This is a genomic window from Streptomyces sodiiphilus (assembly GCF_039529215.1).
Taxonomy (GTDB): Bacteria; Actinomycetota; Actinomycetes; order Streptomycetales; family Streptomycetaceae; genus Streptomyces; species Streptomyces sodiiphilus.
In genome coordinates this window covers 176776-195980 of the sequence record NZ_BAAAMJ010000032.1, presented here as the reverse complement: position 1 = coordinate 195980, position 19205 = coordinate 176776, and the positions used below count along the sequence as shown (strand labels likewise).

General features: G+C 74.4%; 20 protein-coding genes. 9 read left to right on the top strand and 11 right to left on the bottom strand.

Annotated features, from left to right (window positions below; genetic code table 11):
- Positions 1-13: 13 nt before the first annotated feature.
- The 6 genes from ABD299_RS16945 to pdhA all read right to left on the bottom strand — a co-directional run bounded on the left by ABD299_RS16945 (position 14) and on the right by pdhA (position 7231).
- Positions 14-1144, bottom strand: a complete 1131-nt coding sequence (locus ABD299_RS16945; protein WP_344263224.1) for a potassium channel family protein — start codon at positions 1142-1144, stop codon at positions 14-16.
- Positions 1141-2649, bottom strand: a complete 1509-nt coding sequence (locus ABD299_RS16940) for a molybdopterin molybdotransferase MoeA (protein WP_344263221.1) — start codon at positions 2647-2649, stop codon at positions 1141-1143. Before ABD299_RS16940 ends, ABD299_RS16945 begins: the two co-directional genes overlap by 4 nt.
- Positions 2646-3584 (bottom strand): NTP transferase domain-containing protein, encoded by a 939-nt coding sequence (locus ABD299_RS16935; protein WP_344263218.1) that lies wholly within the window; start codon positions 3582-3584, stop codon positions 2646-2648. The genes ABD299_RS16940 and ABD299_RS16935 overlap by 4 nt, the downstream gene beginning before the upstream one ends.
- A gap of 37 nt (positions 3585-3621) precedes the next feature.
- Positions 3622-4983: a dihydrolipoamide acetyltransferase family protein gene (locus tag ABD299_RS16930; RefSeq protein WP_344263215.1), complete on the bottom strand. Its 1362-nt coding sequence runs from the start codon at positions 4981-4983 to the stop codon at positions 3622-3624.
- On the bottom strand, positions 4980-5960 hold the full coding sequence (locus tag ABD299_RS16925; RefSeq protein WP_344263284.1) for an alpha-ketoacid dehydrogenase subunit beta: 981 nt from the start codon (positions 5958-5960) through the stop codon (positions 4980-4982). The genes ABD299_RS16930 and ABD299_RS16925 overlap by 4 nt, the downstream gene beginning before the upstream one ends.
- Positions 5961-6088: 128 nt before the next feature.
- A complete protein-coding gene (gene pdhA, locus ABD299_RS16920) occupies positions 6089-7231 on the bottom strand; it encodes a pyruvate dehydrogenase (acetyl-transferring) E1 component subunit alpha (RefSeq protein ID WP_344263213.1) in 1143 nt (380 codons plus the stop codon).
- A 173-nt stretch (positions 7232-7404) separates the two neighbouring features.
- Between pdhA and ABD299_RS16915 the strand changes: the two genes are divergently transcribed.
- Positions 7405-7878, top strand: coding sequence for an Lrp/AsnC family transcriptional regulator (locus tag ABD299_RS16915; protein ID WP_344263211.1), 474 nt, complete (start codon positions 7405-7407; stop codon positions 7876-7878).
- A gap of 30 nt (positions 7879-7908) precedes the next feature.
- On the opposite strand, the gene ABD299_RS16910 is transcribed toward ABD299_RS16915, so the two are convergent.
- Together ABD299_RS16910 and ABD299_RS16905 are read right to left on the bottom strand one after the other, a co-directional pair.
- Entirely contained in the window at positions 7909-9129 is a 1221-nt protein-coding gene (locus tag ABD299_RS16910; protein ID WP_344263210.1) for a nitric oxide synthase oxygenase, read from the bottom strand.
- A gap of 218 nt (positions 9130-9347) precedes the next feature.
- Positions 9348-9998, bottom strand: a complete 651-nt coding sequence (locus ABD299_RS16905) for a TetR/AcrR family transcriptional regulator (protein ID WP_425581356.1) — start codon at positions 9996-9998, stop codon at positions 9348-9350.
- Between the two features lie 40 nt (positions 9999-10038).
- Between ABD299_RS16905 and paaN the strand changes: the two genes are divergently transcribed.
- From paaN to ABD299_RS16890, 3 genes are all read left to right on the top strand, one after another.
- Entirely contained in the window at positions 10039-11733 is a 1695-nt protein-coding gene (gene paaN / locus ABD299_RS16900) for a phenylacetic acid degradation protein PaaN (RefSeq protein ID WP_344263206.1), read from the top strand.
- A 113-nt stretch (positions 11734-11846) separates the two neighbouring features.
- Positions 11847-12074: a hypothetical protein gene (locus ABD299_RS16895; RefSeq protein ID WP_344263204.1), complete on the top strand. Its 228-nt coding sequence runs from the start codon at positions 11847-11849 to the stop codon at positions 12072-12074.
- Entirely contained in the window at positions 12044-12415 is a 372-nt protein-coding gene (locus tag ABD299_RS16890) for a Uma2 family endonuclease (protein WP_344263201.1), read from the top strand. The genes ABD299_RS16895 and ABD299_RS16890 overlap by 31 nt, the downstream gene beginning before the upstream one ends.
- A gap of 25 nt (positions 12416-12440) precedes the next feature.
- Here ABD299_RS16890 and ABD299_RS16885 read toward each other — a convergent pair whose 3' ends face one another.
- The 3 genes from ABD299_RS16885 to ABD299_RS16875 are packed head-to-tail and all read right to left on the bottom strand — an operon-like array spanning position 12441 to position 15453.
- A complete protein-coding gene (locus tag ABD299_RS16885) occupies positions 12441-13226 on the bottom strand; it encodes a TrmH family RNA methyltransferase (protein WP_344263282.1) in 786 nt (261 codons plus the stop codon).
- Positions 13223-14734, bottom strand: a complete 1512-nt coding sequence (locus tag ABD299_RS16880; protein WP_425581352.1) for an HTTM domain-containing protein — start codon at positions 14732-14734, stop codon at positions 13223-13225. The genes ABD299_RS16885 and ABD299_RS16880 overlap by 4 nt, the downstream gene beginning before the upstream one ends.
- Positions 14731-15453: a DUF5819 family protein gene (locus ABD299_RS16875; RefSeq protein WP_344263199.1), complete on the bottom strand. Its 723-nt coding sequence runs from the start codon at positions 15451-15453 to the stop codon at positions 14731-14733. The genes ABD299_RS16880 and ABD299_RS16875 overlap by 4 nt, the downstream gene beginning before the upstream one ends.
- A 135-nt stretch (positions 15454-15588) precedes the next feature.
- On the opposite strand from ABD299_RS16875, the gene paaA reads away from it, so the two are divergent.
- The 5 genes from paaA to ABD299_RS16850 are packed head-to-tail and all read left to right on the top strand — an operon-like array spanning position 15589 to position 19196.
- Entirely contained in the window at positions 15589-16554 is a 966-nt protein-coding gene (gene paaA / locus ABD299_RS16870; protein WP_344263197.1) for a 1,2-phenylacetyl-CoA epoxidase subunit PaaA, read from the top strand.
- Positions 16551-16880 carry a 1,2-phenylacetyl-CoA epoxidase subunit PaaB gene (paaB, locus tag ABD299_RS16865; RefSeq protein WP_344263195.1) on the top strand — a complete coding sequence of 110 codons (330 nt, stop codon included), beginning with the start codon at positions 16551-16553 and terminating at the stop codon, positions 16878-16880. The genes paaA and paaB overlap by 4 nt, the downstream gene beginning before the upstream one ends.
- Positions 16877-17614 carry a 1,2-phenylacetyl-CoA epoxidase subunit PaaC gene (gene paaC / locus ABD299_RS16860; protein ID WP_344263193.1) on the top strand — a complete coding sequence of 246 codons (738 nt, stop codon included), beginning with the start codon at positions 16877-16879 and terminating at the stop codon, positions 17612-17614. The genes paaB and paaC overlap by 4 nt, the downstream gene beginning before the upstream one ends.
- Positions 17608-18135, top strand: coding sequence for a 1,2-phenylacetyl-CoA epoxidase subunit PaaD (gene paaD, locus ABD299_RS16855; protein ID WP_425581355.1), 528 nt, complete (start codon positions 17608-17610; stop codon positions 18133-18135). Before paaC ends, paaD begins: the two co-directional genes overlap by 7 nt.
- Positions 18136-18137: 2 nt before the next feature.
- Complete coding sequence (locus tag ABD299_RS16850; protein ID WP_344263189.1) at positions 18138-19196, top strand: 2Fe-2S iron-sulfur cluster-binding protein; 1059 nt, start codon at positions 18138-18140, stop codon at positions 19194-19196.
- The last annotated feature ends 9 nt before the right edge of the window (positions 19197-19205 follow it).

The window sequence follows — 19205 nt, the reverse complement described above, 5'->3', positions numbered from 1 at the left end:
CGAAGGGGTGCGGTCAGCGGCGGGGGATGCGCCAGGAGCCGGGGCCGCGCTGATCCTTGTCCGCGCTGTCCTTGCCCGGCACCTTCTTCTCCGCCTTCGCGTCCGGGGTGCGCTGGATGACGACCAGGCGGTCGGTGAGGTCCAGGTGGTCGGCGTCCGGGTGGTCGAACTCCAGGAGCCGGTGACCCCTTATCACCGCCACCACCAGGTCGTCGCACTCCCGGGGAGAACGGCCCGACTCCGCCCTGGTGACCGGCCGCTCCTTCAGGCTCAGGCCGGTGCCCTGCTGGATCAGGTCCTCCATCACGGAGCCCGAGCTGGGGCTGACCATGGACAGTCCCAGCAGGCGGCCCACTGCGCTCGCGCTGGTGATCACGGAGTCGGCACCGGACTGCTTGACCAGCGGCACGTTCTCCTCCTCCCGGACGGAGGCGACGATCCTGATCTTCTTGCTGAGCTGCCGCACGGTCAGCGCCACCAGCACGGCGGTGTCGTCCCGCTGCGTGGAGATCACCACCTGCTTGGCCCGGTCCACCCTGGCCCGCAGCAGCACGGAGCTGCGGGTGGCGTCACCGATCACGCCGGCGTAGCCGTCGGCGTTGGCCTGCTCGACGACCGTGGAGCTGGGGTCCACGATGACGATCTGGTCCTGGGTGATGCCGGTGCGCATGAGGGTCTCCGCCGCGGACCGGCCCTTGGTGCCGAAGCCGACGATGACGGTGTGGTCCCGCAAGGTTTTCCTCCAGTGGGCGAGCCGCCACTGATCGCGCGTCCGCTCGGTGAGCACCTCGAGGGTGGTGCCGACCAGGATGATCAGGAAGAGAACGCGCAGCGGTGTGATGGCGAAGGTGGTGATCAACCGCGCGGTGTCGGTGACCGGGGCGATGTCGCCGTAGCCGGTGGTGGACAGCGACACGGTCACGTAGTAGAGCGAGTCCAGCAGCCCGATCTCGCCGTCCACGGAGTCCGTGTAGCCATGGCGGTCGAAGTAGACGATGGCCCAGGCCGTGAGCAGCACCAGCAGGGCCAGTCCCAGCCGCGTGACCACCTGGATGAGCGGGCCCGCGATGTGCCGGGGCAGGTGCACGCTGTGCAGCTGCTCCAGCTTCTCGAAGCGCTGCGCGGAGGGGGTGGGAAGCCTCATGCCCGGGGTAGCTCCAGGATTCGGACGTGGCCCGGCGGTGCGTCCTCGGCGCCTGCCGGGACGACCGCCAGGGCTGACGCGGCGGCGATGCCGCGCAGCATGGCCGGGCCAGCGTAGCTCAGCGGACGTGCGGTGCCGTCCTCCAGGATGCCGACCGGCACCAGGCGGGTGGACCGGGGGTGGGGGCGCGGCGGATCGGTGAGCCGTGCCCAGCGGTCCTCGGGGGCCGGCCGGCCGGACAGGGCGCGCAGCAGCGGGGCGGCGAGCGTCAGCAGGCCGGACACGGCGGCCAGCGGATTGCCGGGCAGGCCGATCAGCGGGACACCCCCGGGGAGCCGGGCCAGCAGCATGGGGTGGCCGGGGCGCACGGCGACGCCGTGCACGAGCAGTTCGGCGCCCAGACGGTGGAGGGTGGGGTGGACGTGGTCGACGGGTCCGGAGGCGGTGCCGCCGGTGGTGACGACCAGGTCGGCGCGGGTCGTGGCGACCGCCTCGAACAGGGCCTCGGCGTCGTCGCCCAGGCGCCGGGTGACCAGGACGTCGGCTCCCAGGGAGGTCAGCCAGGGCCCGGTCATCGGGCCGAGGGCGTCCCGGATGCGGCCGTCGTGGGGCAGTCCGCGGTGCAGCAGTTCGTCCCCCAGGATCAGTACCTCGGCCCGGGGGCGCGGGTGGACTGTCAGTTCGTCGTAGCCGGCGGCGGCGGCCAGGCCGAGGGCGGCGGGGGTGAGGACGCTGCCGGCCGGCAGCAGTTCGGCGCCGGTGCGGCACTCCTGGCCGCGGGGGCGGATGTCCGTGCCGGGCTCGGGGCCGGGCCCGTGGAGGTGGCCGCGGCCGGGGCGGCCGTGTTCCGAGCGCAGCACCGCCGTGGCGCCCTCGGGGATCCGGGCGCCGGTGGCGATGGGGACGGCCCGCCCGTCGGTCAGCGGGCGGGCGGCGGGGCGTCCGGCCAGCACCCGGTCGCCCTCGTCGAGACGCCAGGGGCCCGGGCCCGCGACGGCCCAGCCGTCCATGGCGGAGGTGTCGAAGGCCGGCAGGTCGGTGAGCGCGGTCAGCGGCCGGGCGAGAGTGTGCCCCAGGACGCGGTCCAGGGTCCGGGGGACGGGCAGCAGCGGCCGGAAGGTGTGGTGGGCGAGGTCGCGGGCGGTGTCCCAGTCGGGGTCACGCCGCACCCGGTGGTCCGCGGCGGGGGCCGCGCCGGTACGCCCGGGGGCCGTGCGGCCGCCGGGGGAGGGACGTTTCGCCGGGAGCGGACCGCCGGGTCCGGTGTCGCGCTGCGCGGGGGCGGTGGCGCCCGCGGCGGCAGGGCGGCCGGGCCGGTTCCGGCCGGGCGGGGGCTGCGGGCGGGGGTCGCCGGTTCCCCGGGGGTCCTGCCGCGCGGCGGGACCGGCCCGCCAGACGTCCTCCCCGGAGCGGTCCCCCCTGCCCGAAGGTGCCCGGGGAGGCCCGAAGACGCCGTTGACCAGGGCGAGGGCGTCGTCGAAGGGGTCGAAGGGGTCGTCCGTCACGGCTCGTCCCGCTGCCCCTGCGCCTGCCCCGAGGGGTCCGCGGGGTCCGAGGGCTGCGCCTGCTCCGGCAGCCCGGCGGCCGTGGTGTCCCCCGGCGCGCCGCCCTCCTCGGCCCAGCGGGCGGCCAGCGCCGAGACGCGGGCCGCGGCCGTCGCCGGGTCGAGGCCGCGCGCGGCGGCGTATCCCATGAGGAAGGTGGTCAGCGGGGCGGCCGGCCGGGTCACGCCGTGGGCGGCGTCCCGGGCCGCGTCCAGCAGCGCCGTGGTGTCCACCTCCGGGTCGATACCGAGCTCGGACGATACTGCGGCGATCCATTCATCCAGCACGTTCCCATGCTCCCTGATCCGGGCCCGGGCGGCGGCGACCTCGGCCCAGGTGTCGCAGTCCATGACAACCGGCGCGCCGTTCCGGTCCGCGGCGGCGGGCGCCGGGACACGGTGCAGGGCGAGGCCGGGCAGCAGCAGTCGCAGCGGCAGCCCGACGAGCCGGCCGTACTCGGCGGCGAGCAGGGCGAGTTCGCGGCGCAGCGGCTCGGTGCGGTAGGCGGCGGTCAGCGGCTGGTCCCGGCCCTCCGTGTCGGTGAGGACGGCCGCCTCCGCCCCGGCGGGCAGCTCCAGCAGTCCGCCGGCCGTCTCCCGGCCGAGAAAGGGCAGGTCGGCGGCGAGGACGAGGACCAGCGGCTCGGTCACGTGCCGCAGCCCGGCGTGCAGCGCGGGCAGCGGGCCCCCGCCGGGCGGTTCCTCGCGCGCCCAGGTGACCGGCCGGCAGGTGGGCCGGCGGGGGCCGACGACGACGGTGCGGGAGGCACCGGCGCAGCCGGCCAGGACGCGGTCGAGCAGGGTCCGGCCGCCGACCCGCAGGGAGGGCTTGTCCGCTCCGCCCAGCCGCCGGGCGGCGCCGCCGGCGAGCACGACAGCCGCATGAGGAGGTGTCACGCGCGCCAGTATGGCGGGTCGCCCGGGGCGGACGCGATCAGAGGTCGCGCAGCAGGACGGCCGGCTGCTCGACGCAGTCGGCGACGTACCGCAGGAATCCGCCGGCCGTGCCGCCGTCGCACACCCGGTGGTCGAAGGTGAGGGAGAGCTGGACGACGTGCCGCAGCGCGAGCTGCCCCTGGTGGGCCCAGGGCTTCTCGATGATGCGGCCGACGCCGAGCATGGCGGCCTCCGGGTGGTTGATGATCGGCGTGGAGCCGTCGACGCCGAACACCCCGTAGTTGTTGAGGGTGAAAGTACCGCCGGTGAGGTCGGAGGGCGGCAGGCCGCCGGTCCGCGCGGCCTCGGTGAGCCGGCTCATCTCCTGGGTGAGCTGCCAGGGGCTGCGGGTGTGGGCGTCGCGGACCACCGGGACGAGCAGGCCGCGCGGGGTCTGGGCGGCGAAGCCCAGGTGCACGCCGGGCAGCCGGACGATCTCCCCGGCGTGGGTGTCGACGGTGGCGTTCAGCTGCGGGTAGCGGGCCAGTGCGGCGGTGCAGACCCGGGCCAGGAGGGCCAGCAGCGAGACCTTGGGTTCGCCCATCGCCCGCCGGGCGGCGAGCAGCTCGGTGGCGTCGGCGTCGACCCAGCAGGTGGCGTCGGGGATCTCCCGGCGGCTGGTGGACAGCTTGTGGGCCATGGCCCCGGTGATGCCCTTGAGCGGGATGCGCTCGCCGCGGACGGCGTCCGTGCGGCCGGCGGTGGGGGTGGCGGTGGGGGCGGACGGTGCCGCCGGTGCCGGGGCGCGGCCGGCGCGCTCGACATCGGCGCGCAGGACGAGCCCGTCGGGGCCGGAGCCGGAGAGGGTGTGCAGATCGATGCCGCGTTCCCGGGCCAGCCGGCGGACCAGAGGGGAGATCACCGCGACGCGCCCGGTACGAGGTGCGGCGGCGGGGGCCGCGGGTCCCGGAGACGGGCGGCGCACGCCGTCCACCCGGGCGGGCGGGGCGGCGGGCGCGGGACGGTTCGCGGCGGGGGCGGACGCCGGGGCGCCGGTGAGGGCGGCGGGGCGGACGCGGCGGCGGCGCCGGGTGGGGGCTCCGGTGCCGTAGCCGACCAGGACGTTGCCGGAGGTCTCCGGCTCGGCGGGAGCCGTCCCGCCGCTCCCGGAGGCCGCCTCGGAGGCGACCGTGACCAGCACGGACCCGACGGGGATCTCCTGGCCCTCCTCGCCGAAGCGGGCGGTGATCACGCCGCCGTGCGGGCAGGGCACCTCGACCTGGGCCTTGGCGGTCTCGACCTCCACCACCGGCTGGTCGACGGCGACGGCGTCGCCGACCTCCACCAGCCAGCGCACGATCTCGGCCTCGGTCAGTCCTTCGCCCAGGTCGGGCAGCTTGAACTCGCGCACCTCGGTCATGCGGTCCACCCGCTCTCCCACTGCAGCCGCGCCACGGCGTCCAGGACGCGGTCGACGCCCGGCAGGTGGTGCTGTTCGAGCATCGGCGGCGGGTAGGGGATGTCGAAGCCGGTGACCCGCAGGACCGGGGCCTCCAGGTGGTGGAAGCAGCGCTCGGTGACGCGGGCGGCGATCTCCGCGCCGGGCCCCGCGAAGCCGGTGGCCTCGTGGACGACGACGGCCCGGCCGGTGCGGCGCACCGCCGCGCAGACGGTCTCGTCGTCGAACGGCACCAGGGTGCGCAGGTCGATGACCTCCAGGTCCCAGCCCTCCTCGCGGGCGGCCTCGGCGGCCTCCAGGCACACCGGCAGGGAGGGGCCGTAGGTGAGGAGGGTGGCGGAGGTGCCGGCCCGGCGGACCACGGCGCGGCCCAGCGGTTCGACGGTGCCCGGGTCCTGGAGGTCGAAGGGCGCCTTGGACCAGTACAGCCGCTTGGGCTCCAGGAACACCACCGGGTCGTCGGAGGCGATGGCCTGCCGCAGCAGCCCGTAGGCGTCGGCGACGGTGGCCGGGGTGACGACGTGCAGGCCGGGGGTGGCCATGTAGTACGCCTCGGAGGAGTCGCTGTGGTGCTCGACCCCGCCGATGCCGCCGCCGTAAGGGACGCGGATGGTCAGCGGCATCGGCAGCGAGCCGCGGGTGCGGTTGCGCATCCGCGAGACGTGCGAGACCAGCTGCTCGAACGCGGGGTAGGCGAAGGCGTCGAACTGCATCTCCACGACGGGCCGCAGCCCGTACATGGCCATGCCGGTGGCGGTGCCGAGGATGCCGGCCTCGGCCAGCGGGGTGTCGGTGCAGCGGTCCTCGCCGAACTCGGCGGTCAGGCCGTCGGTGATGCGGAAGACGCCGCCGAGCGCCCCGACGTCCTCACCCAGGACGTGCACGGTGGGGTCGTCGGTCATCGCGTCGCGCAGCGCCCGGTTGAGGGCCTGCGCCATGGTGGCGGGCTTGGCGGCGGCGCCGGAGGAGGGGCCGGGACCGGAGGGGGAAGGAGTCCCTGCGGGGGCTCCGGCGCCGCCCGTGGTAGTGCCCGTGGTGGTGCCCGTGGTGTGCGTGGTGGCGGTGCTCACGCCGCGCCCTCCTCTGCGGTGTGCTCGGCGGCGAGTTCGGCGCGCAGCGTCGCGGCCTGCTCGCGCAGCTGGGGGGTGGGTTCGGCGTAGACGTGGTCGAAGAGGCCGGCCGGGTCCAGGACGGGGTCGGCGTTCATCCGCTCCCGCAGCCGTGCGGCCATCTCCTCGGCGGTGGCGCGGGCGGCCTCCGCGTCGGCGTCGGTGAGCCGTCCCAGCCGCCGCAGCTCGCCCTCCAGCAGGCGGACGGGGTCGTGGTCGAGCCAGGCGGCGACCTCGGCGTCGTCCCGGTAGCGGGTGGCGTCGTCGGCGTTGGTGTGCGCCTCCACCCGGTAGGTGATGGCCTCCACGAGGGTGGGGCCGCCGCCGGAGCGGGCGCGCTCGACGGCCTGCGACAGCACCTCGTGCACGGCCGGGGCGTCGTTGCCGTCGACCAGCCGGCCGGGCATGCCGTAGCCGACGGCCTTGTGGGCGATGCTGGGGGCGGCCGTCTGCTTGGCCAGCGGCACGGAGATCGCGAAGCCGTTGTTCTGCACCAGGAAGACGACGGGGGCCCGCCAGACGGCGGCGAAGTTCAGCGCCTCGTGGAAGTCGCCCTCGGAGGTGCCGCCGTCGCCGACCATGGCCAGCGCGACCACGTCGTCGCCCTTGAGGCGGGCGGCGTGGGCCAGGCCTACGGCGTGCGGGAGCTGGGTGGCCAGCGGGGTGCTGAGCGGGGCGACGCGGTGGGCGCGCGGGTCGTAGCCGTTGTGCCAGTCGCCGCGCAGCAGGCTGAGCACCTCGACGGGGTCGAGGCCGCGGGCGACGGCGGCCAGGGTGTCGCGGTAGCTGGGGAAGAGCCAGTCCTGCTCGCGCAGTGCCAGCGCGGCGGCGATCTCGCACGCCTCCTGGCCGGTGGAGGAGGGGTAGACGGCCAGCCGGCCCTGCTTGGTCAGGGCAGTGGCCTGCTGGTTGTACCGGCGGCCCAGCACCAGGTGGCGGTACAGCTCCTGCCACAGGCCGTCCGCGTCGGCCGGGGGCTCGGCACGGGTGCCGAGCACGCGGTACGGCTGGTCGTCCGGCAGCAGCGGAGCCGGGTCGGTGCGCGGCTGCCAGGCGGGCGGCGGGGCGGTCCGGTAGGCGGTCTCCTCCAGCACCGTCATGCGGGCACCTCCTGGTCCAGGGGCGGGCGGTACGGCGAGGGCGTGATGCGCCCTCCCTACCGATTGTTCGGTCGAAGGGGCACTTTGGCTACAGGTGGGGACGCCCTGTGGACAACTGGCTGGGCATCGCGTGAGATGAGTGCAGAGTGTCCAGGGAGGGGAAGGGGAAGCACATGCCGCACGACCAGATGACTCCGAACTCCGGCAGACCGCTCGACCCCATTGACACGGCGATCCTGCGTCTTCTCCAGGCCGACGGCCGCGCCTCGGTGCGGTCCGTCGCCGAGCAGGTGCACATCTCCCGCGCCAACGCCTACGCGCGGATAAACCGGCTGGTCGAGGACGGCGTGATCCGCGGCTTCAGCGCCCGGGTGGACCACGAAAGGGCAGGTCAGGGCGCATCCGCCTACATCACGCTGAAGATCGTCCAGGAGTCCTGGCGGACCGTGCGGGCCAAGCTGCGGGAACTGCCGGGCGCCGCGCACATCGCGCTGGTCAGCGGCGATTTCGACGTGCTGCTGCTGGTGCACACCCGGGACAACCGGGCGCTGCGCGAACTGGTGCTCACCCGCATCCAGGCGATCCCGGAGGTGATCAGCACCCGGACCCTGCTGGTGTTCGAGGAGACCGACCTCGGCCCGGTCTGAGGCGCTGCCCCCCGGCGTCACGTCCCGGCGTCACATCCCGCCGTGGCGGACCGGACACCGGCCGCCGGCCAGCTCGCGGGCCTCGGGGTCGAGATAGAAGTTGGGGCGCTGGTCGGCCTCGTCGTAGTAGCGGTGGAACACCGGGGTGATGCCGCCGGAGACGGGCGGGACGATCCAGGACCAGTCGGCCGGCACGATCCGCCCCTGCCTCTCCTCGCGCGCCAGATGGGTCAGGAAGTGCCGGGACTCGGTGTGGTGGTCGCTGATCTTCACCCCGGCGGCCCGGAAGGAGTGCAGGACGGCGACGTTCAGCTCCAGCAGCGCCCGGTCCCGCCAGAGGGTGTCCTCGGAACCGGTGTCGAGACCCAGGCACTCGGCGACGACCGGCAGCAGGTCGTAGCGGTCGGTGTCGGTGAGGTTGCGGGCGGCTATCTCGGTGCCCATGTACCAGCCGTTGAACGGGGCCAGGGGGTAGTCGACGCCGCCGATCCGCAGCCGCATGTGGGAGATGGCGGGGACGGCGTGCCAGCGCAGGCCCAGCGCGGTGATCTGCGGGAGGTCCGGGTGGGACAGCGGCACCTCCAGCACCAGCTCCCGGGGCACGTCGAACAGCTGCGGCTTGTCCCCGGGTGCCTCCACCACCAGTGGCAGCAGGTCCCAGGCCCCGCCGGGCGCCTGCCAGCCGAGGCGGCGCACCAGGTCGGTGAACTCCACGTGGGCCGGGTCGCCGAGCACGCTTCCGTCCGGCTGCCGGTAGCCGGCGTAGCGGATGAGCTGGCTGTTCCACACCCGCGGCGCCGGGCGGCCCGGGGAGGCGGGGGCGAAGACGGAGATCACCGGGCGGACGCGGCCGCCGTTGGTGGCCTGCGCCAGGTGGTCGCACAGGTGCCGGTGGATCTCCTCGGGCCCGGTGGCGTCGCGCCGGTCCAGGACCATCAGGCTCTTCCAGTACAGGCGGCCGATGCAGCGGCTGGAGTTCCGCCAGGCCACCCGGGCCCCGAAGGCCAGCTCCTCGGCGGTGTGGCGGTAGGTGCCGGTCCGTCCGATGTCCCCGCGCACCTCGCGAAGCCGGGCGGCCAGGGAGGTGCGGGCGCTGCCTGGGTGTTCGCGGTGCTCGGTGTAGAAGAGCCGGATGAACTCCTCGGCCTCGCCGAGGCCTGCCGTCGCGGACAGCTCCGCGCCCGGCGGGAGGGCGTCCGAGCCGAAGTGGCGGACGGGGGAGACGGATGCCGGGAATCGGTCGGTGTTCATGGGCTCCTCGGGGCAGCGGCGCACGGTATCGGGCGGCCGGCCCCGCTCCGGGCACGGCCGCGTCGGCTCCCCCGCGAACTGCCGCCCGGAGGCGGCGAGATGAGAAGACTAATTGATCAGCACGTGCCCCGGGCACCGAACGTGGATACCCGCCGCGTCCGTCCGCACACCGGCTGTGCCCGCCCGCCGCGCGCCAGGCCGGGTCCGCGCGGCCCCGGTCAGGGGCGGCCGTGCCGCCGCAGCCCGGCGAACGCCATGGTGACGACCGCGTCGGCGACCTCCTCGGCCGCCGCGCTGTCCCCGCGCTGCGGCCGGTACCACTCCACGATCGAATTGATCATGCCGAACAGCAGCCGGGTCGCCAGCCGCGCGTCCACCTCCGCCCGCAGGTCGCCGTCGGCCGCCGCCTGCTTCAGCAGCGCGGCCACCCGCTGGTCGAACTCCCGCCGCCGCTCCAGCGCCCACCGCTCGGTCGCGGTGTTGCCGCGCACCCGCAGCAGCAGCGTCACGTACGGCAGCCGCTCCATCAGCACCTCGGCGGTGCGCCGCACCACGTGCTCCAGCCGCTCCACCGCCCGGCCCTCGCGCGCCGCCGGCTCCTCCAGGACTGCGAACAGCCCGTCCAGGGCATGGCTGACCGACCGGCGCAGCAGTTCCTCCTTGCCGCGCACATGGTGGTAGATCGAGGACTTCGAGATCCCCGCCGCCCGCGACAGGTGCTCCATCGAGGTGCCGTCGTAGCCGCGCTCGTTGAAGACCTCGACCGCCACCTCCAGCAGTGTCTGCGGCGTGTACGTGTCGCGTCTGGTCACAGCGGACACGAAGGACCCCCTTGCACCGACCGATCGTTCGGTAGCAGTATCGTCCATGCCCCGCCCCGATTCCAGCTCGACGAGGAGATGGCTGTTCATGACCCCTTCGCTCACCGCGGCGCAGTTGGCCGAACGGCACCGGGACACGCTCGACACGGCACTGGAAACCCTCCGCAGCCGCGCCTACTGGTCCCCGCATCCGGAGCACCCCAAAGCCTACGGCGAGGAGCACGGCTCCCTCGACGCGGCCCAGGGCCTGGAGGCCTTCACCCGGCTGCGCGACGCCCGCTTCGAGCTCGGCCAGCCCGGCACCGACGGCTGGACCGGCGGTGAGGTCTCGCCCTACGGCTTCGAGCTGGGCATCACCTACCCGCACGCCGACCCGGACGTCCTGCTGCCGGCCATGCGCGACGCCGTCCCCGCCTGGCGGTCGGCCGGCCCCGAGCGGCGCGCCCTGGTCTGCCTGGAGATCCTCGCCCGGATCGGCGCCGCCACCCACGCCTTCGCCCACGCCGTCATGCACACCTCCGGCCAGGCCTTCATGATGGCGCTGCAGGCCGGCGGCCCGCACGCGCAGGACCGCGGCCTGGAGGCCGTCGCCTACGCCTACGCCGAGCAGACCCGCACCCCCGGCCGCGCCCACTGGTCCAAGCCGCAGGGCAAGCGCGACCCGCTGGAGCTGGACAAGGAGTTCGTCGCGGTGCCGCGCGGCATCTCGCTGCTCATCGGCTGCAACACCTTCCCCACCTGGAACGGCTTCCCCGGCCTCTTCGCCTCGCTGGCCACCGGCAACCCGGTGCTGGTCAAGCCGCACCCGAGGGCCGTCCTGCCGCTGGCGATGACCGTGCGCACCGCCCGCGAGGTCCTCGCCGAGGCCGGCTTCGACCCCAACCTGGTGGCCCTGGCCGCCGAGCGCGACGGCGAGGGCATCGCCAAGGACCTCGCCCTGCGCCCGGAGATCCGGATCATCGACTACACCGGCTCCACCGGCTTCGGCGACTGGCTGGAGGCCAACGCGCTCCAGGCGCAGGTCTACACCGAGAAGGCCGGCGTCAACACGATCGTCATCGACTCCACCGACGACTACCGGGGCATGCTGGGCAACCTGGCGTTCTCGCTGTCCCTGTACAGCGGGCAGATGTGCACCACCCCGCAGAACCTGCTGATCCCCCGCGGCGGCATCGACACCGACGACGGCCACAAGTCGTACGACGAGGTCGTCAGCGACCTCGCGGCGGCCGTGGACAAGCTGCTGGGCGACGACGCCCGGGCCGTCGGGCTGCTGGGCGCCATCGTCAACCCGCAGGTGGGCGAGCGGATCGACGCGGCATCGTCGATGGGCGAGGTGGCGCTGGCCTCCCGCCGGGTGCCGCACCCGGAGTTCCCCGACGCGACCGTCCGCACCCCGGTGATCGTCAAGCTGGACGCCGCCCGCGCCGAGGACGCGACGGCCTACCGGTCGGAGTGCTTCGGCCCGGTCTCCTTCGCCGTCGCCGTGGACTCCACCGCCGACGCCATCGCGCTGCTGCGCACCACCGTGCGCGAGCAGGGCGCCATGACCGTCGGCGGCTACACCACCTCCGCCGAGGTGGAGACGGAGCTGGCAGATGCGTGCCTGGACGAGTGCGCGCAGCTCTCGCTGAACCTGACCGGCGGCGTGTTCGTCAACCAGACGGCGGCGTTCTCCGACTTCCACGGCTCGGGCGGCAACCCGGCGGCCAACGCGGCCCTGACCGACGGTGCCTTCGTCGCCAACCGCTTCCGCACGGTGGAGATCCGCCGCCCGGCGTGACCCGGCCTGGCTGACGCCCCCGCCCGCTTCCGCACGCCGCGCCCGTTCTCCCAGGAGACCGGGCGCGGCCTCGTGGCCCACGGGAGGATGGGGGAGAGGAGGCGGAGGAGACCGTGAGCGCTGCCCACGAGGGACACGCCGGCCCCTGGACACTCGCGGAGGTCCTGGCCCTTCCCGAGGACGCCCGGGCCCGCGTCGAACTGGTCGGGGGCTCGCTGGTGGTGAGCCCCGGTCCGGGCGTCCCGCACCAGCGGGCCTCGCGTCGGCTGGCCGCTGTTCTGGAGAAGGCGGCGGAAGCGGCAGGCGCCTCGTGGAGGTACTGGAGGCGGTCAACGTCGTAATCCCCGACGGCCTGCTGATTCCCGACATCGTCGTGGCGGACGCGGCCGCGGCGGCCGACGCGGAGCTGACCCTGGACCCGCACGGCATCCTTGCCGTGATCGAGATCGCCTCGCCCTCGACCCGGGTCACCGACCGGAAGATGAAGCCCATCCTCTACGCGGCGGCGGGAATCGCCGACTACTGGAGGGTCGAGTTGGAGCCCGTCCCGCGCCTGTACGCCGGTGAACTCCTGCACGGCGGCTACCGCGACACCGTCGTCGCGCAGGCCGGAGCGCCCGTCCGGCTCGCGCGGCCGTTTCCCGTCGAGATCGACCCCGGCGCGCTTGTGGCCCGCGGCTGAGGCGCCGGGGCCGCGTCCCGCCCGTTCAGCTCGGGGCGGGCGGGCCCGCCATCCAGTGGTAGAGCACCATCGCCACGCTGGTGGCCAGGTTGAAGCTGGAGACCTGCGGGCGCATGGGCAGGGCGACAAGCCGGCCGGCGCGGGCCCGCAGGTCCGGGGAGAGGCCGTGCCGCTCGGAGCCGAACGCCAGCACGGCGTTGTCCTCGACGACCAGCGAGCGGATGTCCTCGCCCTCCGGATCCAGCGCGTACAGCGGCCCCGGCGGCAGGGTGCCGGCGTCCCGCCGGGCGACGGCCGTCGCGAAGTGCAGCCCCGCGCTCGCCCGCAGTACATGGGGGTGCCAGGGGTCGGTGGTGCCGGTGGTGACCACCCCGGCCGCACCGCAGCCCGCGGCCAGCCGGACCACCGCCCCGATGTTGCCCAGGTGGCGCGGGTTGTCCAGGACCACGACGGGCGCCGTCCGGTCCGGGGCGTCCAGGACGCGGGTATCGGCCTGTCCGCTGTCCGGTACGGCGAGCGCCGCCACCCCGGTGGGGTGCGGGCGCGGCACGAGCGTGCCCAGCACCTCGGGGGGCACCTCGCGCAGCAGCTCGCCGAGCCTGCCGGTCAGGTCCGGCGCCAGGTCGCGGGCCAGTTCCAGGGCCGCGGCCCTGTCCCCGGCCAGCGCCAGCGGGACGTCGGCGCCGAAGCGCAGCGCGTGCTTGAGCGCGTGGAAGCCGTCGAGCAGCACCGTGCGCGCAGCCAGCTCGCGCCAGGCGCGGGCGGCGGCCGAGTCACCGCCGGGCACTCCGTCCGGGGCCGGGCCGGTCATGAGGGATCGGCCCACGCCGGACGCCCCTGCCCGCCGGGGCGCGCGGCCTGCCCGGGAACGCCGGACTCTCCGGACCCGAAGGCCCCGGGGGACTCGCCGGGCTCCTCGCCCTCGCCGCGCTCGGCGGCGGGCGTCCTCGCCGGCGGCGGCTCCCGCCCGGAGTCACCAGACGGCACCGGCCGGCGGCGCACGGCACGGTGGGCGGCGCGGCGCAGCGGGTCGGTCAGCCGCCGGGTGCGGTACCCGAGCCACAGCAGAAAGGCCGTGGGCAGGAAGACGATGTCCATGGCGATCATGGCCATGGAGAAGAACGGCAGCCCCAGCAGCACGGCGATGCCCACGTGCTCGGCGATCATGATGGCCAGCAGGATGTTCTTCGCCCGCCGGTTGAGCAGCGCGAACGGGAACGCGACCTGCACGAAGACCGTCCCGTAGGACATCACCAGCACCAGCAGCCCGCTGCCCGCCAGCGCGGTCGCCACCTCCGGCCAGGGCGCGAAGTAGTCCAGGTTCAGCGGGTAGTAGACGGCGGTGCCGTCCTGCCAGCGCGAGCCCTGGATCTTGTACCAGCCGGCGGTGGCGTAGATGATGCACACCTGCGCCATGATCACCAGCAGGGCGGCGTTGTGCGCCAGGTTGGCCAGGACGGAGGCGACGGCCCGCGGCTCGCCGGGGGCGTACCGGCGCAGCAGCCACCACAGGCCGTGCACCGCCCACAGCCCCCAGAAGACCGTGGCCCAGCCGATGCCGGGGAACCAGGCGTACTCCGGGAACGGCCCGCGGTCCGTCCACGGCAGGTCGGCGAAGCCGGACACCATCAGCCCCAGCAGCACCAGGCCGACGGCCGACCACAGCGCGATGCCGGCCGGATCGTGCCAGGCGGGCAGAGAGCGCTCGGCCCGGCGGCGCTCCCGGCGGGCGTCCAGCGACCACACCTGGGCGCAGCGGGTGAAGACCAGGTACATCGCCATCAGGTGGATGACGTTGTCGCCGCCGTCGCCCATGAAGACGCTGCGGTTCTGCAGCGACAGGACGCCGATCATGAAGAACACCGACATGGTGCGGGTGCGCCAGCCCAGCAGCATGCCCACGCTGGCGGCGAGCGAGAACAGGTAGACGGCGGAGAACCAGCCCACCGCTTCGGACCACATCAGAACCGTGAAGGCGCCGTTGTTCTCCAGCAGCCGCTGCGCCAGGTCCCAGCCCCAGGGGCTGTCCGGGCCGTACAGCTCGTGGCGGTGCGGCCGCTCGCGGACCAGGTACACCAGCCAGGTCAGTGCGAAGCCGATGCGCACGACCGCCGTCTGGTGCGGGCCGAGCGCGCGCCGGGTGATGTGGCCGAGGCCGCGGCCCAGCGCCCGGTCGAAGCGGCCGCTCAGGTCACGGAACGGCGAGGGCGGCTCGCCGCCGGGCCCGTACGGCCCCGGGCCGCCCGTGGCCGGCGGTGCCTCGGTACCGGGAGTGCCGGGTGCGCCGGGGGCGGGCGGGCGCTGCGGGGGGATCGTCACGGCCGCTCCCGAGGAGCCAGGGCGCCGGCGGGCAGGTCGCGCTCGGTGACCACCCACCAGTCGAGCTCGTGGTAGGCGGTCGTGGTGTCGATCTCCTCGTCGCTCCAGGGCGGCGCGGGCAGCCGGGTGATGGCGGATCGCATCTGGATGCGGTCCACGGCCTCGATGTCCATCTGCCGGCTCAGCCGCAGCAGGGCTATCCGGTGCACGTACGCCTCGGACAGCTCGCCGCGGTACCCGGTGGGCTCGCCGTCCTCGTCGTGCGAGTTGGAGTAGAAGTCCCAGGCCCGGCGCAGCTGGTTCTGCGCGGTGTGGCTGGGGAGCAGGTTGTGCCGGATGTGGTCGCGGTCCATGGCCGTCAGATCGATCCAGTCGGTGGTCTCCCGGCGGCCGTCCTCCCCGATCGTCTCGGCCCGCACGTGCACGGCGACGTTGCGCTGGAGGGGGTTGGGCGCGAACAGCTTCCAGTTCTGCTCGAACTCCGGGTAGACGTACTTGCGGATGACCTCGTCGTGCTCGGTGGAGAGCGTGTTCGCCGGGGCCACGAACAGGAACGCGGTGGCCAGGTGCCAGGCGGTGAAGACCGTGAGCACGCCCACCGCGAGCGCGACGGTGAGCCGGGCCGGCAGTGACAGCGCCCCCAGCCGGAGATTCTCGGTGCGCTCCTCGCTCCCCGGATCGGGTGCGCCGGGCGCCTTCGGCCCGTCGGGTGGCTGCATGCTCGGCCGGCTCCCCCCGGAACGTGCGGTGCGGTACCCGTGCACCGTACCGCCCGCGGGCGCCCTTGACACGCCGAAGCGGAGACCACCACCATTGGACCGAACGATCGGTCGGCTGAGAGGAGAGGGCGGGCGATGACGACGGTGCTGCCCGGCGCGCAGGACGCACGCGAGGCCGGGTTCGAACAGGCCGTGGCCGCCGACGAGCGGATCGAACCACGGGACTGGATGCCGGACGCCTACCGCGCCACGCTGGTGCGGCAGATCGCCCAGCACGCCCACTCCGAGATCATCGGCATGCAGCCGGAGGCCAACTGGATCACCCGCGCCCCCTCGCTGCGCCGCAAGGCGATCCTCATCGCCAAGGTCCAGGACGAGGCCGGGCACGGCCTCTACCTCTACAGCGCCGCCGAAACCCTCGGCACCAGCCGCGAGGAGCTGCTGGACAAGCTGCACAGCGGGCGCCAGAAGTACTCCTCGATCTTCAACTACCCCACCCTGACCTGGGCCGACGTCGGCGCCATCGGCTGGCTGGTGGACGGCGCCGCCATCACCAACCAGGTCCCGCTGTGCCGCTGCTCCTACGGCCCCTACGCCCGCGCCATGGTCCGCATCTGCAAGGAGGAGTCCTTCCACCAGCGGCAGGGCTACGAGCTCCTGCACGCCCTGAGCAACGGCACCGAGGCCCAGCACGCCATGGCGCAGGACGCCGTGAACCGCTGGTGGTGGCCCTCCCTGATGATGTTCGGCCCGCCCGACGACCAGTCGTCGCACTCCGCGCAGTCCATGGCCTGGAAGATCAAGCGGCACTCCAACGACGAACTGCGCCAGCGCTTCGTCGACATCGCCGTGCCGCAGGCCGAATCCCTCGGCCTGACCCTCCCGGACCCGCAGCTGCGCTGGAACGAGGAGCGCGGCCACTACGACTTCGGCCCCATCGACTGGACGGAGTTCCAGCAGGTCCTCAAGGGCAACGGCCCCTGCAACGAGCAGCGCATCACCCAGCGCCGCCGGGCCCACCAGGAAGGCGCCTGGGTCCGCGAGGCGGCCGCCGCCCACGCGGCCAAGCACAGCGCCCGGAACACGGAGGCAGCCGCATGAGCGACCACCCGGCACCCACCACCCCCACCCCCCGGCCCGCCGGCACCGCCGACTGGCCGCTGTGGGAGGTCTTCGTCCGCAGCCGCCGCGGCCTGGCCCACACCCACGCCGGCTCCCTGCACGCCCCCGACGCCGAGATGGCGCTGCGCAACGCGCGCGACCTCTACACCCGCCGCGCCGAGGGCGTCTCCCTGTGGGTGGTGCCCGCCACCGCCGTCACCGCCTCCTCCCCGGACGAGAGGGACCCCTTCTTCGATCCCGCCGGCGACAAGCCCTACCGGCACCCCACCTTCTACGAGATCCCCGAGGGGGTGCGTCACCTGTGACCGTCACACTGCCCGCCACCGGCACCGGCCGCGCCACCCTGGCGCTGGCCGACGACGCCCTGGTGCTCTCCCACCGGCTCGCCGAGTGGGCCGGCCACGCCCCCGCCCTGGAGGAGGACGTCGCGCTGGCCAACATCGCGCTCGACCTCCTCGGCCAGGCCCGCACCCTGCTGTCCCTCGTCGGCGACGAGGACGAGCTGGCGTTCCTGCGCGAGGAGCGGGACTTCCGCAACGTCCAGCTCGTCGAGCAGCCCAACGGCGACTTCGCCCACACCATCGCCCGCCAGCTCTACTTCTCCTCCTGGCAGGAACTGCTGTACGCGGACCTGGCCGGAAGCGGCGACGAACGCCTCGCCCCGGTGGCCGCCAAGGCCGTCAAGGAGGTCGCCTACCACCGCGACCACGCCGTGCAGTGGACCCTGCGCCTGGGCGACGGCACCCCGGAGAGCCACCGCCGCATGCAGCGCGCCGCCGACACCCTGTGGCGGTACACCGGCGAGCTGTTCGCCCCGCTCGACGGACTCCCCGCCCCCGGCCCGTCCGCCCTGCGCGAGGAGTGGACCGCGCGCGTCACCGGCACCCTGCGCACCGCGGGCCTCACCGTGCCCGACGGCCCCGACCAGGACGCCTGGAGCGCGGGAGCCGGCCGCCAGGGCATCCACACCGAGCCGTTCGGCCGGATGCTCGCCGAGATGCAGCATCTGCACCGCAGCCACCCCGGAGCCACCTGGTGACCGCCGCCCCCGCGACCGCCACCGGCGCCGCCCGCCAAGCCGAGCTGCGGGCCGTGGCCGGCGCCGTCCCCGACCCCGAACTCCCGGTGATCTCCCTCGCCGAACTCGGCGTCCTGCGCGACCTGCGGCTGACCGCCCCGGACACCGCCGAGGTCGAGATCACCCCCACCTACACCGGCTGCCCCGCCGTCGAAGCGATGGCCACGGACATCGAACGGGCCCTGCACGACGCCGGCGTCCCGCGCGTCACCGTCCGCACCGTGCTCGCCCCCGCCTGGTCCACCGACGACATCACCGCCGAGGGCCGCCGCAAACTGCACGAGGCCGGCATCGCACCCCCCAGGCCCACCGGCCCGGCGTCCGGCTCCGCCGGGCCGGTGCCCGTGGACCTGGCCATCCGCTGCCCGCAGTGCGGCTCCACCGACACCACCCTGCTCAGCCGGTTCTCCGCCACCGCCTGCACCGCGCTGCGCCGCTGCGAGTCCTGCCGGGAACCCTTCGACCACGTCAAGGAGCTGTGAGGATGTTCCACCCGCTGCGGGTCGCGCGCGTCGACCGGCTCACCGACGACGCGGTCGCCCTCACCCTGACCGTGCCCCCCGCCCTCCGCGAGGAGTTCCGCTTCATCCCCGGCCAGCATCTCACCTTCCGCCACCGGGCAGCGGACGGCACCGAACTGCGGCGCAACTACTCCGTCTGCACCCCCGCCGACGCCCCGGCCGGGCCGTCCGAACTCACCGTCGGCGTCCGGCACATCACCGGCGGCACCTTCTCCGCGCACGTCGTCAAGGAGGTCGCCCCCGGCGACACCCTCGACGTCATGCCGCCCACCGGCCGCTTCACCCTGGCCCCGCGCCCCGGCCACTTCGCGGCCGTCACCGGCGGCAGCGGCATCACCCCCGTACTGTCCATGGCCGCCACCCTGCTCGCCACCGAACCGGAGGCCCGCTTCACCCTGCTGCGCGCCGACCGCTCCGCGGCCAGCACGATGTTCCTGGAGGAGGTCGCCGATCTCAAGGACCGCCATCCCGGCAGGCTCCAGCTCGTGCACGCCCTCTCCCGCGAGGAACAGCAGGCCGGCCTCGGCTCCGGACGCCTCGACGCCGCCCGGATCACCGCCCTGCTGCCCGCGCTGCTCCCCGTCGGCACCGTCGCCGGCTGGTACCTGTGCGGGCCCCTGGGCCTCATCGACGCCACCCGGCAGGCCCTGCGCGACCTGGGCGTGGACCGCGAACGCGTCCACACCGAGCTGTTCCACGCCGACGACGCGCCCGCCGCGCCCGCACCCGCCGCCGAGACCGCCACCGACGCCACCGTCACCGCCACCCTCGACGGCCGCTCCGGAAGCTGGCCCGTCCAGCCCGGCGAAACCCTCCTGGAGACGGTGCTGCGCAACCGCGCCGACGCCCCCTACGCCTGCAAGGGCGGCGTCTGCGGAACCTGCCGCGCCCACCTCGTGCGGGGCGAAGTCCACATGGACCGCAACTTCGCCCTGGAACCGGAGGAGCTGGAGGCCGGATACGTACTAGCCTGCCAGTCACACCCCCTGACCGGACAGGTGGAGCTCGACTTCGACGCCTGAGCCCGCCGG